Source organism: Streptomyces sp. NPDC002773 (genome assembly GCF_040295605.1).
GTDB lineage: Bacteria > Actinomycetota > Actinomycetes > Streptomycetales > Streptomycetaceae > Streptomyces.
In genome coordinates this window covers 103,773-117,695 of the sequence record NZ_JBEOVO010000018.1, presented here as the reverse complement: position 1 = coordinate 117,695, position 13,923 = coordinate 103,773, and the positions used below count along the sequence as shown (strand labels likewise).

Annotated in this window: 10 protein-coding genes; 9 read left to right on the top strand and 1 reads right to left on the bottom strand. The window is 73.0% G+C overall.

Annotated features, from left to right (window positions below; translation table 11 throughout):
• Positions 1 to 38: 38 nt before the first annotated feature.
• Positions 39 to 1,361: a homogentisate 1,2-dioxygenase gene (hmgA, locus tag ABT034_RS22200; protein ID WP_351217757.1), complete on the bottom strand. Its 1,323-nt coding sequence runs from the start codon at positions 1,359 to 1,361 to the stop codon at positions 39 to 41.
• A gap of 161 nt (positions 1,362 to 1,522) precedes the next feature.
• On the opposite strand from hmgA, the gene ABT034_RS22195 reads away from it, so the two are divergent.
• The 9 genes from ABT034_RS22195 (at position 1,523) to ABT034_RS22155 (ending at position 13,892) form a co-directional block, all read left to right on the top strand.
• On the top strand, positions 1,523 to 3,619 hold the full coding sequence (locus tag ABT034_RS22195; RefSeq protein ID WP_351217755.1) for a right-handed parallel beta-helix repeat-containing protein: 2,097 nt from the start codon (positions 1,523 to 1,525) through the stop codon (positions 3,617 to 3,619).
• Positions 3,620 to 3,726: 107 nt separating this feature from the next.
• The gene (locus ABT034_RS22190) at positions 3,727 to 4,569 is read left to right on the top strand and encodes a cupredoxin domain-containing protein (RefSeq protein ID WP_351217753.1); all 843 of its coding nucleotides are present in this window, start codon (positions 3,727 to 3,729) and stop codon (positions 4,567 to 4,569) included.
• Positions 4,566 to 5,879, top strand: coding sequence for a hypothetical protein (locus ABT034_RS22185; protein WP_351217751.1), 1,314 nt, complete (start codon positions 4,566 to 4,568; stop codon positions 5,877 to 5,879). Before ABT034_RS22190 ends, ABT034_RS22185 begins: the two co-directional genes overlap by 4 nt.
• Before the next feature lie 33 nt (positions 5,880 to 5,912).
• Positions 5,913 to 6,563 (top strand): TetR/AcrR family transcriptional regulator, encoded by a 651-nt coding sequence (locus ABT034_RS22180; protein WP_351217749.1) that lies wholly within the window; start codon positions 5,913 to 5,915, stop codon positions 6,561 to 6,563.
• A gap of 101 nt (positions 6,564 to 6,664) precedes the next feature.
• Positions 6,665 to 8,866, top strand: coding sequence for a molybdopterin-dependent oxidoreductase (locus ABT034_RS22175; protein WP_351217747.1), 2,202 nt, complete (start codon positions 6,665 to 6,667; stop codon positions 8,864 to 8,866).
• Positions 8,867 to 9,042: 176 nt separating this feature from the next.
• Positions 9,043 to 10,461 carry a CitMHS family transporter gene (locus tag ABT034_RS22170; protein WP_351217745.1) on the top strand — a complete coding sequence of 473 codons (1,419 nt, stop codon included), beginning with the start codon at positions 9,043 to 9,045 and terminating at the stop codon, positions 10,459 to 10,461.
• A 174-nt stretch (positions 10,462 to 10,635) separates the two neighbouring features.
• The gene (locus ABT034_RS22165) at positions 10,636 to 11,316 is read left to right on the top strand and encodes a hypothetical protein (protein WP_351217743.1); all 681 of its coding nucleotides are present in this window, start codon (positions 10,636 to 10,638) and stop codon (positions 11,314 to 11,316) included.
• The gene (locus ABT034_RS22160) at positions 11,303 to 12,154 is read left to right on the top strand and encodes a class F sortase (protein WP_502973015.1); all 852 of its coding nucleotides are present in this window, start codon (positions 11,303 to 11,305) and stop codon (positions 12,152 to 12,154) included. Before ABT034_RS22165 ends, ABT034_RS22160 begins: the two co-directional genes overlap by 14 nt.
• 337 nt (positions 12,155 to 12,491) lie before the next feature.
• The gene (locus ABT034_RS22155; protein ID WP_351217739.1) at positions 12,492 to 13,892 is read left to right on the top strand and encodes an aldehyde dehydrogenase family protein; all 1,401 of its coding nucleotides are present in this window, start codon (positions 12,492 to 12,494) and stop codon (positions 13,890 to 13,892) included.
• Positions 13,893 to 13,923: the final 31 nt, after the last annotated feature.

Genomic DNA, 13,923 nt, shown 5'->3' with positions numbered 1-13,923 from the left:
GTTCTCCGTACGAAGGCTACGGGCTTACGGCCGAGACACTACGGCCGGAAGTGGCGCTCAAGACCCTGCCATACGTCGTCGTACCCCTTCTGCAGATGGTCGGCCTCCGCGGCCTGCGAGGTCGCGGTCACCGGCCAGCGGGTCTCGAACATGAAGGCCAGGCCGTCGTCGATCTTCTGCGGCTTCAGCTCGGCGGCGCTGGCCTTGTCGAAGGTGTCCCGGTCGGGGCCGTGCGCCGACATCATGTTGTGCAGCGAGCCTCCGCCCGGCACGAAACCCCCCTTTCCGGCCGTCTTGGCGTCGTACGCGCCCTCGATGAGGCCCATGTACTCGCTCATCACGTTGCGGTGGAAGTACGGCGGACGGAAGGTGTCCTCGCCGACCAGCCAGCGCGGGGCGAAGGCCACGAAGTCCACGCTCGCGAGCCCCGGGGTGTCGGAGGGCGAGGTGAGGACCGTGAAGATCGACGGGTCGGGGTGGTCGTAGGAGATCGACCCGATGACGTTGAAACGGTGCAGGTCGTAGACGTACGGGGTGTGGTTGCCGTGCCAGGCGACGACATCGAGCGGGGAGTGGCCGTACGTCGCCGACCAGAGGTTGCCGCAGTACTTGTTGACCACCTGGACCGGACCCTCGACGTCCTCGTAGGCGGCGACGGGAGCCCGGAAGTCGCGGGCGTTGGCCAGGCCGTTGGCGCCGATCGGGCCGAGGTCGGGGAGCTGGAACGGCGCCCCGTAGTTCTCGCAGACGTAGCCGCGGGCGGTCTCTTCGAGGAGCTCCACGCGGAACCGGACCCCGCGCGGGATGAGGGCGACCTCGCCGGGGTGGGCGGCGAGCAGCCCCAGCTCGGTGCGGAGGAGGAGGCCGCCGCGCTCCGGGACGATCAGCAGCTCCCCGTCCGCGTCGCCGAAGACCCGCTCCATGGAGGCGTTGGCGTGGTATAGGTGCACGGCCATCCCGGCGCGCTGGGTCGCGTCGCCGTTGCCGCCGAGGGTCCACAGACCGGCCAGCCAGTCGGTGCCGGGCGCGGGCTCGGGCAGCGGGTCCCAGCGCAGCCGGTTGGGGTCGGGCACGGTCTCCGTGAAGGGGGCGCCGCGCAGCGCGCCGTTGTCGATCCGGGTGTACGGCGGGTGCGCGGCCGAGGGCCGGATCCGGTAGAGCCAGGAGCGGCGGTTGTGGGCCCGCGGCTCGGTGAACGCGCTGCCGCTGAGCTGCTCGGCGTAGAGGCCGAGAGGGGCGCGCTGCGGCGAGTTGCGGCCGTGCGGCAGCGCGCCCGGGATCGCCTCCGAGCTGTGCTCGTTGCCGAAACCGCTGCTGTAGCTGAGCGCCTCGGCCGTCTTCCTGGCCTGCTCCGTCGTCATCGCCGCTCCTGTCCTGAGCCCACAAGGGAATCCTATGGGTGACCGTAGGATTCCGCGCGGCTCCCGTCAACGGGGCGCGGGCCGGGGGTCCCGAGGGTTCCTGCCGGGGATCTCGGCGCGAGGGGGTCAAAAAAGATGAACATTGCTCTACTCTCACGCGCATGTCCTGGACCCGAAGGTTCGTCCTCGCGCTCTCGGTCGTGCTCGCGGCGCTCGCCGCGGCCCTGCTCACCGCCCCCGGGGCCCAGGCCCACGAGGAGCGGCCCGTCACCTTCCCCGACGGCTCCGGCACCGTGCCGAAGCTCCGCACCGGAGAACCCGACCTCCTCGTCTGCAAGACCGGCCGGGCCGAGTTCGAGCGCCGGATCTCCGGCTTCCCCGCCCCTCTCAAGGCCCGCAACCTCACCCTCCACGAGCGCTGCGTCCGCGACGGCTACCGCCACCTCCAGCAGGCGGTCGACGCCGTCGACCGGCCCGGGATGACGATCGCGATCCTCCCCGGCCTGTACGAGGAGGAGCCCTCACTGCCCCCGCCCACCGGGGCCTGCGCCACCCTCAAGGCCCCGAAGTCCGCGCTCGGCTACCAGATCCTCAGCTACGAGCAGCAGCGGCAGTGCCCGCACAACCAGAACCTCGTCGCCATCCTCGGCAAGAAGAACCTCCAGATCGAAGGCACCGGGGCCTCCCGCCTCGACGTCGTCATCGACGCCAAGTACCAGAAGCTCAACGCCCTCCGAGCCGACCTCTCCGACGGCGTCTACTTCCGCAACTTCACCGCCCAGCGCACCACGTTCAACTCGCTGTACGTGCTCGCCGCCGACGGCTTCGTCATCGACGACGTCCTCACCCGCTGGAACGACGAGTACGGCTTCCTCACCTTCGCCTCCGACCACGGTCTCTACAAGAACTGCGAGTCGTACGGCAACGGCGACTCCGGCATCTACCCCGGCTCCGCCTCGAACATCAACGACGGCCGCGGCTACGACGTCCCCCGCTACTCCATCGAGATCACCGGCTGCCGCAGCCACCACAACATGGTCGGCTACTCCGGAACCGCCGGCGACTCCGTCTGGGTCCACGACAACGAGTTCGACCACAACATGGGCGGCGCCTCCATGGACTCCGCCTTCCCCGGCCACCCCGGACTGCCCCAGAACCACGCCAAGTTCGAGCGGAACCTCATCCACGACAACAACCAGAACTACTACCCGTACGTCGCCGACGGCACCTGCGCCCGACCGCCCGTGGAACGCGGCTACGAACAGGGTGTCGTCTGCCCCCAGATCTCCATGCCCCCCGGCACCGGCATCATCACCGCCGGCGGCAACTGGAACCTCTACGAGGACAACTGGGTCTACGGCCACCAGCGCGCCGCCTTCTACCTGAACGCCGTCCCCGCCTTCATCCGCGGCGAGTCCGCCTGGGCCAAGCAGACCGACACCTCCCACCGCAACCGCTACGCCGGCAACCACCTCGGCGTCGACCGGGCCGGCACCTCCCGCCCCAACCGCAGCGACGTGTGGTGGGACGGCCAGGGCAGCGGCAACTGCTGGCAGACCGACACCGGCGCCGCCTCACCCGGCGCCCTGCCCGGCTGCGGGACGCGCCGCGGCGAGGTCTCAGGGAACACCGACCGGCTCGTCGGCGAACCCGTCAAACTCGCCCAGCTCCTCGTCTGCGCCGACTACGACGTCCAGGCCCGCCGCCTCCCCGCCGGCTGCGACTGGTACGGCGCCCGCGGCCTCCAGCGCGTCGAGACCCAACTCGCCCTCGGCACCGCCCTCGTCCTCGCCTTGACCGGCCTCGCCCTCTGGTGGCGCCGACTGCGCGGCAACCGGCTCGCGGGCGCCGCCACCCTCATCGGCCTCGCCGGCCTCGCCCTCGACGTGGCCGGCTCGACCCTCGCCCTCACACCGACCGTCGTCCCGGCCCTCGCGCTCCTGCTCATCGGCGCCTGGTGGACCCTCCTCGGCCTTACCCTGCGCCCCGGCCGCCCCGTCCTCGCCTGGACCACCGTGGCCCTCGGTGCCCTCACCCTCCTCGACGCCTTCGACAAGGCGATCCTGATGGTCCCGGGCATCCCCCTGAGCCCCGCCTGGCTCCGCCTCCTGCTCGGCACCGTCTGGGTGCTGTGGGCGGTGGTGGCAGCGGGAAGCCGCACCCCCGACACCCCGGCCCGCCCCGCACCCCCGGATCAGGATCAGGCCCAGCCCCAGGCCCACACCGGGCGGCGGCCGCACGAGGAGGGAACGGCATGAGGCGGCTCCGCTCGTGCCGAACGCCCCAGTCCCGCCCGCCCCAGTCATTCCGAACGCCCCAGGCATGCCGAACGCCCCGGCCACGCCGAACGCCCCGGTCCCGCCGGATGTCCGCGGCGCTCCTCATGCTGCCGGCCCTGGCCGTCGTGCTGGCCCTCGCCGGCTGCGGTGGGCGGCCCACCACCCACCACAAGCCCGGCACCAGTCACCAGGAGGCCACGGGGAGCAGCGGCACCCTGCTGCCGGCCCGGGACGAGGGCGGGCGCAGGCTCAGGGAGCTCCCGACGGCGGACGCGCCCACCGTCCGGGCCGAGGCACGCCCCGACAGCGAGGGCGGCTGGAACGTCCACCTCACGGTGGAGAGGTTCCGGTTCACCCCCGAGAGCACCGGCGGCGCTGCCCTCCCGGGCCGGGGCCACGCCCGCCTCCTGGTCGACGGCCGGGAGACGGCCCGCCTGTACGGCCCCTGGGCGTACGTCCCGGCGGGCGCCCGTACCGTGACCGTCCGGCTCCACGCGGACGACCACACGGTCTGGGCCGCCGCCGGCGCCCCCGTGCAGACCACCGTCCGTCTGGACAACACCCCCGCCCCGTCGACGCCTGCCCCGCCGACCTCCGCCCCCACCGCGCCCGCCCCTTCCACGCCGCCCGCCAGCCCCCGCCCCACCAGCCCGCGCCCGCCCGAGCCCGGCCGGACCGTCGTCCTCACCGTCACCGGAACGACCGTCTCACCACCCCCTTCCCGCATCGAGTTGAAGAAGGGCGAGCGCCTCACACTCCGTGTCACCAGCGACCGCGCCGACACCCTCCACGTGCACGGCTACGACCGCGAACTGCCGCTCTCCCCAGGGGTCTCCGCCTCTCTCACCCTCACCGTGGACCGCACCGGCCTCTTCGAGGTGGAGACCCACGAGTCAGGGCTCCTGCTGACGCAACTCGTCGTCCGATGACCGGCATCCACGCCCACGCCGCCCTCAACGCCCACGCCCCCGCGCTCGGACTTCCGCTCGCCCACGGCGTGGGCTCCCGGCACGACCTCCCCCTCTCTCCCTTCTACGCGTACGCGGGTGCCTTCGCCGCGCTCTTCGTCTCCTTCCTCGCCCTGGGGCTGCTCTGGTCCTCCTCCCGCTTCCGCGGCGACCTCGCCGGACGCCCGCTCCCCGCCTCCCTCCAGCGGGCGGCCGACGCCCCCGCCACCCGCACCGCGCTCCGCCTCCTCGGTGCCGCCGCCGCCCTGCTTTTCCTTCTCCACCTCCTCCTCGGCCCGGACGACCCCGACCGCAACCCCGCGCCCGGCGCCCTCTACGTCCTGCTCTGGGTCGGACTCGTCCCCGCCTCCCTCCTCCTCGGCCCCGTCTGGCGCCTCCTCAACCCCCTGCGCGCCCTGCTCGCCCTCCACCCGCCCCGGAGCCCCCGCCCCCTGCCCGCCGCACTCGGCATCCGCCCGGCCGCCGCCGGACTCCTCCTCTTCACCTGGCTCGAACTCGTCGCCCCCGACAACACCTCCTCCTCCACCCTCCTCGTCGCCCTGGCCGTCCACGCCGGCGTCCAGCTCCTCGGCGCCGCCCGCTACGGCGACCGGTGGTTCGCCCACGCCGACCCCTTCGAGGTGTACTCCTCCCTTCTCGCCCGACTCTCACCGCTCGGCCGCCGCGCCGACGGACGGCTGGTCCTGCGCTCCCCCTTCCACGGCCTCGACTCGACCCCGCAGACCCCCGGTCTCGTCGCCACCGTCTGCGTCCTGCTCGGCTCCACCGCCTACGACGGCCTCTCCGACAACCCCCGCTGGATCACCACCCTCCAGACCTCCTCCCTCGGCCCCACCCCCACCGCCACCCTCGGTCTCCTCGCCACCGTCGCCCTCGCCGCCGCCTGCTACGGACTCTGCGCCGGTGCCCTACGCCTGATGGACCGCTCCCTGACCACTCCGCTCACCTCCTTCGCCCACTCGCTCCTGCCCATCGCCCTCGGCTATCTCGTGGCCCACTACTTCTCGCTCCTCGTCACCGAAGGACCACGCACAGTCATCATGGCAGGGGGCACTGACAACGCCCTCGCACCCGCCCCGTTCCTGGGCCCCGGGGGCCTCGCGACGCTCCAGGTCGCCGCGATCGTCACCGGTCACGTCCTCGGCGTCGTCGCCGCCCACGACCGGTCCGTGCGCCTCTTCCCGCCCCACCGGGCCGTCGCCGGCCAACTCCCGCTGTTCGCGCTGATGATCGCCTACACCCTCGGCGGCATCGGCCTGCTGATCGCCTGAATCGACCCGGAGTCCACCGACCGGAGCGGCATCATGGTCCCCGTGCCCCAGACCCGCCCCCAGACCCCCGCCGCCCTCCGCCGGGCGCCCGTCCAGCAGCGCAGCGCCGAGCGGCTCGCCCGGATCCTCGACGCCTGTGCCGCGCTCCTCGACGAGACGGGGTACGAGCAGCTCAGTACCCGTGCCGTCGCCGGCCGCGCCGGAGTCCCCATCGGCTCCGTCTACCGCTTCTTCGGCAACAAGCGGGCGATGGTCGCCGCCCTCGCGCACCGCAACCTCGACGCGTACGCCCGGCGGGTCTCCGACCGTCTCGCCGAGACGCCGCTCCTCGACGCGTACGGAGCCATCGACGGCGTCCTGGACGAGTTCATCGCGATGAAGCGCACCGTCCCGGGGTTCGCGCTCGTCGACTTCGGCGTGCCCGCCGGCGCACCCGAGGACGGTGACGGGGAGGACGCCGCCGAGGACCCCAACCGGCTGGTCGCCGAACGGCTCTGCGCCCTCCTCGCCACCCATCTGAACCGCCCCGCCGACGACGGCCTGCGACGGAAGGTCCTGGTCGGAGTCGAGACCGCCGACGCCCTCGTCCGGCTCGCGTTCCGCACCGACGCCGCCGGCGACCAGGCCCTCATCGACGAGACCCGTCACCTTCTCCACGCCTATCTGGCGCCCTCGCTCTCGTAACCTCCCGCAGGCCGCCTCCGGACCACCTCCCGCAGACCCCTCCCGTACGTGCCTACCGGTCGGTATGCTCAGCCACCCCGACGCCGCCCCAGGGAGACGCCATGCCCACCGCCCCGCGCATCTGCCCGCTCTGCGAAGCGACCTGCGGACTGACCCTGACGATCGAGGGGACCCGCGTCACCGGGGCGCGGGGCGACCGCGACGACGTCTTCAGCCAGGGGTTCATCTGCCCCAAGGGCGCCGCGTTCCCCGAGGTCGACGCCGACCCCGACCGGCTCCGTGCCCCCCTGGTCCGGAAGGACGGACGGCTCCAGGAGGCCACCTGGGAGGAGGCGTTCGACATGATCGCCGCCAGAATCCGACCGATCATCGAGGAGTACGGCCCGGATGCCGTGGGTATCGTCCTGGGCAACCCCAATGTGCACACGATCGCCGGCGCCCTCTACCCACCCCTGCTGATCGGCGCGGTGCGCACCCGGAACCTCTTCACGGCGTCCACGCTCGACCAGATGCCCAAGCACGTCTCCAGCGGTCTGCTGTTCGGAGACCCCTTCGCCGTCCCCGTGCCGGACCTGGACCGCACCGATCACCTGCTGATCCTCGGAGCCAACCCGCTGGACTCCAACGGAAGCCTGTGCACCGCCCCCGACTTCCCCGGCAGGCTCAAGGCGCTGCGCCGGCGCGGCGGCACCCTCACCGTCGTCGACCCCCGGCGGACCCGCACCGCACGGCTCGCCGACCGTCACGTCGCGATCCGCCCCGGCGCCGACGCGCTCCTCCTCGCCGCCCTCGCCCACACCCTCTTCGAGGAGGGCCTCACCGACCTCGGTCCGCTCGCCGCCCATGTGGAGGGGGTCGAGGAGGTACGGGCTGCCGTACGGGAGTTCAGCCCCGAGGCGGTCGCCGCCGCCTGCGACGTGGACGCGGACACCATCCGTGCCCTCGCCAGGGAGCTCGCCGCCGCGCCCACCGCCGCCGTGTACGGGCGGATGGGCAGCTCCACCGTGGCGTACGGCACCCTCGGCAACTGGCTCGTCGACGTCCTCAACATCCTCACCGGCAACCTCGACCGGCCCGGCGGAGCCCTCTTCCCGCTCTCCGCCACCGCGGCCGCCCCGCGCCCCGCCGGACCGGGGAAGGGCTTCGCCCTCGGGCGGCGGCACAGCCGGGTCTCGCACCACCCCGAGGTCAAGGGCGAGTTGCCGCTGGTCGCGCTCGCCGAGGAGATCGAAACGCCGGGGGAGGGGCGCGTCCGCGCGGTGATCACCATCGCCGCCAACCCCGTCCTCTCCGCGCCCGACGGGGACCGCCTCGACGCGGCCCTCGGCTCCCTCGACCTCATGGTCGCCGTCGACCCGTACCTCAACGAGACCACCCGCCACGCCGATGTCCTGCTGCCCCCGCCGCCGCCCTCCCGCAGTGCCCACTTCGACTTCGCCTTCAACGGGTTCGCCGTCCGCGACCAGGTCCGCTACACCCCGGCGGCCGTACCCCTCGAAGCGGACCGCATGGACGAGTGCGAGATCCATGCCAGGCTCGTCCTCGCGGTCTCGGGGGAGCAGGGTGCTCCGCCCTCCGCCGTCGACCAGCTCGCCATCGACACCACCCTCGCCAAGGCCGTGACGCAGGAGCACTCGCCGGCGTACGGCGCCGATCCCGAGGAGTTCGCGGCCCGGCTCACCGGGGAGACCGGGGCCGAGCGCCGGCTCGACCTGATGCTGCGCCTCGGCCCGTACGGGCTCACCCTCGACGAGCTGAAGGCCCACCCGCACGGCATCGACCTCGGCCCGCTGAAGCCGCGCGTCCCGCAGCTCCTCAAGACCCGCAGCGGACGGATCGAACTCTTCCCCGCGCCCCTCGCCGCCGACCTGCCCCGGTTGCGCGCCGCGCTCGACGCCGTACCCGACCCGGGCACCCTCCAGCTCGTCGGGCGCCGCCACCTGCGCTCGAACAACAGCTGGCTGCACAACACCCCCGCGCTCGGCGGCGGCTCGAACCGCTGCACCCTCCAGGTGCACCCCGAGGACGCCGCCCGGCTGCGGCTGGCCGACGGCGGACTCGCCCGCGTCAAAGGCGAGGGCGGCGAGCTGGAGGTGCCGGTCGAGGTCACCGACGGGGTGCGTCCGGGGGTGGTGAGCCTTCCCCACGGCTGGGGCCACGACCGGCCGGGCACCCGGCTGACCGTGGCATCCGCGCGTCCCGGCGTCAACGTCAACCAGCTGCTCGACGGGTCCCGGATCGACCCGCTGTCGGGTACGGCCGTGCTGAACGGCTTCCCCGTCGAGGTGTCACCCCTGTCGTGACGCCCGCCGCGGCCCTGTCGTGCCGACCGCCGCGCCACCGCCTGTCACCCCTGCCGTGACCTGGGGTTTTGCTCGTATTGCTCACGCGTCAACGTCTTGTTAACGGCAGAAGGGGGCACCTACCGTCATCCGGACCGCCGCTCGGCGGCAGTTCAACGGTGAACGTGAGGTGCCCCATGCTGACCGTCCTCGGTTTCGCCATGATCGCGACCTTCCTGGTCCTGATCATGATGAAGAAGATGTCGCCGATCGCGGCGCTCGTGCTGATCCCCGCGCTCTTCTGCGTCGCGGTCGGGCAGGGCGCCCAGCTCGGCGACTACGTCATCGAAGGCGTCGGCAAGCTGGCACCGACCGCCGCGATGCTGATGTTCGCCATCGTCTACTTCGGCGTCATGATCGACGTCGGCCTCTTCGACCCGATCGTCCGGGGCATCCTGCGCTTCTGCAAGGCCGACCCCGTACGGATCGTCGTGGGTACGGCGGTGCTCGCCGCGATCGTCTCGCTGGACGGCGACGGCTCCACCACCTTCATGATCACCGTCTCGGCGATGTATCCGCTCTACAAGCGGCTCGGCATGAGCCTCGTCGTCATGACGGGTGTCGCCGCCACCGCCAACGGCGTCATGAACACCCTGCCCTGGGGCGGCCCCACGGCCCGCGCCGCGACCGCGCTGAAGTTGGACGCCGCCGACATCTTCGTACCGATGATCCCCGCGCTCGGCATGGGCCTGCTCTTCGTCTTCGCCCTCGCGTACGTCCTCGGCCGCCGCGAGCGCAAGCGCCTCGGTTACCTCACGCTCGACGAGGCCCTGGTGCCGGAGAACGAGACCGTGCTCGTCGCGGCGGGCGGCGGCGGCACCGCCACCGGTTCCGGCGACGGCTCCCTGGACAAGAAGCCGACGGGCTCCGGCGCCGCGGCAGTCGGCGGCGAGGGCGGCGCCGCGGACGGCGGCTTCCAGGGCCTCGACCCGAACCGCGCGACGCTCCGCCCCAAGCTGTATTGGTTCAACGCCGGACTCACGCTCGTGCTGCTCACCGCGATGATCCTCGAACTGCTGCCGATCCCGGTGCTGTTCCTCCTCGGCGCCGCCCTCGCGCTCACCGTCAACTACCCGAAGATGGCCGAGCAGAAGGCGCGTATCGCCGCCCACGCCGACAACGTCCTCAACGTCTCCGGCATGGTCTTCGCCGCGGCCGTCTTCACCGGTGTCCTGACCGGTACGGGCATGGTCAAGCACATGGCCGACTGGCTCGTCGGCGCCATCCCCGAGGGCATGGGCCCGCACATGGCCGTGGTCACCGGCGTGCTCAGCCTCCCGCTCACCTACTTCATGTCGAACGACGGCTTCTACTTCGGCGTGCTGCCGGTCCTCGCCGAGGCGGGTGCCGCCCACGGCGTGTCGCCCCTGGAGATCGCTCGGGCCTCGCTGGTCGGCCAGGCCCTGCACATGTCGAGCCCGCTGGTGCCCGCCGTGTACGTCCTGGTCGGCATGGCGAAGGTGGAGTTCGGCGACCACACCAGGTTCACGGTGAAGTGGGCCGCGCTGACCTCGCTGGTGGTACTCGCGGCGGGGATCCTCTTCGGGATCGTCTGAGCCGGGGCGGCGGCTGCCTCGGCGGGCGGACGGGGCCGGTACGAGGGACCGCTGGGCCGGACGGGGGAAACGGAGGGTGGCGACGCGCATGTCGCCACCCTCCGTGCTCATGTGGTGACCGATAGTCAGACTATCGGTTGAAATGTCCGCCGACATCTTCCCGGAGGAATCCGCATGTCCGTTCGCCTCGTCCGGCCCCTGGCCGCCACCGCCGCCGCTCTCACGCTCAGCGGCCTCGCCCTCGCGGGCGCACCCGCCGCTCTCGCCGCCCCCGGCGACAACGGCGACGTCAAGATCCACCACGCCGGGCGCGCCGACGAGCCGCCCCGCACGGGGGAGACCGATCAGCGCAACGAGCCCAAGGTCTGCACGTTCTACGTCGCCGCGCTCGGCTTCGACGGGCTCGCGCTGCTCAACTGGACGATCACGCCGCAGCCTCCGAAGGGCGGCGTGGTCGATCGGGGCGCGATCACCGTCGATGGCATGGGTAACGGGTTCACCCGGGACATCGAGCTCCCCGACGGCATGTACAAGGTCGAGTGGACCTGGCTCGGACAGCAGGGGGCCAAGAAGAGCAAGGTCTTCAAGGTCGACTGCGACCGCTTCACCAACCCGCCGAGCGGTGGCAACGGCAACAACGGCGGAAACGGCAACAACGGCGGCCACAACGGCGGCAACGGTCACCACAAGCCCCCGCACGGCCCGGTCGGCGCGGGCGGCGGCGGCAGCGCGGTGATCGCCGCCGAGGACTCCTCCACCTTCGGCGTCGGGGCGGCCGTGGCCGCCGGCCTCGCCGGTACGGCCGGACTCGTCCTGATCCGCCGCTCGCGCCGCCGCAACGATGGCGCCGCGTAGGTCGTCCCGCCTCACGCGCAGGCGCCGGCGCCTGTTCCGGCTCGCCAGGACCGTGACCGTCACCGTGGTCCTGGTGACCGGGGGCGTCTGGTGGGCCGGCGACGAGGAGCCGGCCCCGCCGGCCCTCGCCGCCGGCCTGGCCGCCCCCGGTGAAGCCGGCGAGACCGGCCAGACCGGCCAGACCGGCGAAACCGGTGAGACCGGCGGGGCCGAGGCGGTCGGCGAGGCCGGCGGGGCCGGGGCGGCCGAGGCCGCCGGAGCGCCGGCCGCCCAGGACCACAAGCCGCGGACCGGGGCGCAGCCGAAAGCCACGCCCCAGCCCCGGCCGAAGGTCGTCCCCCCGCCCCGGCCGGCGGCCCCGCCCGCGCCGCTGGCCCGGTCACGTCCCACCACCCTCGCCGTGCCGGCCATCACCATCGAGGCGCCCGTCATCGAGCTCGGTCTCGACGCCACGGGACGGCTCGCCACGCCACCGGTCGACAACCCCCGGGTCGTCGGCTGGTACGCGAAGGGCGCCACGCCGGGTGAGCGGGGGACCGCCATCGTCGTCGGCCACCGCGACACCCGCACCGGGCCCGCCGTCTTCCTGAACCTCAACGCGCTCAGCCCCGGCAACACCATCAGGGTCGCCCGCGCCGACGGCAGGGTCGCCGTCTTCACGGTCGACCGCATCCGTACGTACACCAAGGCCGAGTTCCCCGACAAGGAGGTGTACGGCTCCACCGGGCGGCCCGAACTACGGCTGCTGACCTGCGGCGGAGCCTTCGACCGCGAGACGGGCTACGAGGCGAACATCGTCGTCTTCGCCCACCTCACCGACACCGCCCAGAAGATCTGACCCACGGTCCCGACGGACCCAGCCGCTCCGTCGGCCCCCTCCCCGCCGCGTCCGGTGGGCCCGCCACCCGGCGCGCGCCCACCGGACGCGTCGGCGTGCCCCCAGGCCGTGCGGCCCACCCGGAGTCCTCCCCCTGTCCAGGCGCCCCGTGCCAGTCCCGGCCGCCCGTGCCTGTCCGATCCCGCCGTGGACAGGGTCCGCGCCGGGGCGGCACGATCGGTCCCGTACCGGCCACTGAGACCGGGGGCACGCCCCGGGACCCTGGCGCCGAAAAACTAACAGCGCTAGTTTGGGTGCCGCCGCCGAACCGCTCGGCCGGGTGAGGAGAGGGAAGCGCATGAAGGCCCACGACGCGCACGACGCGATGTACATCGGCGGGGAATGGCGCCCCGCCTCCGGCCCCGACACGATCGCCGTCATCAACCCGGCGGACGAGCAGGTCATCGGCCACGTCCCGGCCGGCACGGCCGAGGACGTCGACGCCGCCGTACGCGCCGCCCGCGCCGCGCTCCCCGGCTGGGCCGCGACCCCGCCCGCCGAGCGGGGCGCCCGTATCGCCGCCCTGCGCGACGCGCTCGCCGCCCGCGCGGAGGAGATCGCCGCCACCGTCACCGCCGAACTCGGCGCGCCGCCGCAGCTCGCCGCCGCCGTCCACGCCGGACTGCCGATCGCCGTGGCCGGCTCGTACGCCGAACTGGCCGCCACCCACCCCTTCGAGGAGAAGGTCGGCAACTCGACCGTCTTCTCCGAGCCGGTCGGTGTCGTCGCCGCGATCACCCCCTGGAACTACCCGCTCCACCAGATCGTCGCCAAGGTCGCCCCCGCCCTCGCGGCCGGCTGCACGACCGTCCTCAAGCCCGCCGAGGACACCCCGCTCACCGCCCAGCTCTTCGCCGAGGCCGTCCATGAGGCGGGCCTGCCCGCCGGTGTGTTCAACCTGGTCACCGGCCTCGGCCCGGTCGCGGGGCAGGCGCTCGCCGAGCACCCGGACGTGGACCTCGTCTCCTTCACCGGCTCCACCGCCGTCGGCCGCCGCATCGGCGCCCTCGCGGGCGGGGCCGTCAAGCGGGTCGCCCTCGAACTCGGCGGCAAGTCCGCCAACGTGATCCTGCCGAGCGCCGACCTCCCCAAGGCCGTCGCCGTCGGCGTCGCCAACGTCATGTCCAACTCCGGCCAGACGTGCAGCGCCTGGACCCGGATGCTGATCCCCGCCGACCGGTACGAGGAAGCGGTGGCGCTCGCCGCCGAGGCCGTCGCCAAGTACGTTCCCGGCGAGCGTGTCGGCCCCCTGGTCAACGCCAAGCAGCAGCAGCGCGTCCGCGGCTACATCGAGAAGGGCGTCGAGGAGGGCGCCCGGCTCGTCGCCGGCGGCCCCGAGGCCCCGCGCGAGACCGGCTACTACGTCTCGCCGACCGTCTTCGCCGACGTCACCCCGGAGATGACCATCGCCCAGGAGGAGATCTTCGGGCCCGTCGTCTCGCTCCTGAAGTACGAGGACGAGGCCGACGCCCTCGCGATCGCCAACGGCACCGTCTACGGTCTCGCCGGAGCGGTCTGGGGCGAGCCGGACGAGGCCGTGGCCTTCGCCCGCCGCATGGAGACCGGCCAGGTCGACATCAACGGCGGCCGGTTCAACCCCCTTGCCCCCTTCGGCGGCTACAAGCAGTCCGGCGTGGGCCGGGAGCTCGGGGCGCACGGTCTCTCCGAGTACCTCCAGACCAAGTCCCTCCAGTTCTGACCCCCCGGTCCTCCGCGCAGAAGGAGCAACG

What these genes read in the sequence shown, in the direction of transcription:
- ABT034_RS22165 (WP_351217743.1), top strand. Translation starts at nt 10,636, where the DNA reads ATGTCCGTTCGCCTCGTCCGGCCCCTGGCCGCCACCGCCGCCGCTCTC.
- ABT034_RS22195 (WP_351217755.1), top strand. Translation starts at nt 1,523, where the DNA reads ATGTCCTGGACCCGAAGGTTCGTCCTCGCGCTCTCGGTCGTGCTCGCG.
- ABT034_RS22190 (WP_351217753.1), top strand. Translation starts at nt 3,727, where the DNA reads ATGTCCGCGGCGCTCCTCATGCTGCCGGCCCTGGCCGTCGTGCTGGCC.
- ABT034_RS22180 (WP_351217749.1), top strand. Translation starts at nt 5,913, where the DNA reads ATGGTCCCCGTGCCCCAGACCCGCCCCCAGACCCCCGCCGCCCTCCGC.
- ABT034_RS22185 (WP_351217751.1), top strand. Translation starts at nt 4,566, where the DNA reads ATGACCGGCATCCACGCCCACGCCGCCCTCAACGCCCACGCCCCCGCG.
- hmgA (WP_351217757.1), bottom strand. Translation starts at nt 1,361, where the DNA reads ATGACGACGGAGCAGGCCAGGAAGACGGCCGAGGCGCTCAGCTACAGC.
- ABT034_RS22170 (WP_351217745.1), top strand. Translation starts at nt 9,043, where the DNA reads ATGCTGACCGTCCTCGGTTTCGCCATGATCGCGACCTTCCTGGTCCTG.
- ABT034_RS22175 (WP_351217747.1), top strand. Translation starts at nt 6,665, where the DNA reads ATGCCCACCGCCCCGCGCATCTGCCCGCTCTGCGAAGCGACCTGCGGA.
- ABT034_RS22160 (WP_502973015.1), top strand. Translation starts at nt 11,303, where the DNA reads ATGGCGCCGCGTAGGTCGTCCCGCCTCACGCGCAGGCGCCGGCGCCTG.
- ABT034_RS22155 (WP_351217739.1), top strand. Translation starts at nt 12,492, where the DNA reads ATGAAGGCCCACGACGCGCACGACGCGATGTACATCGGCGGGGAATGG.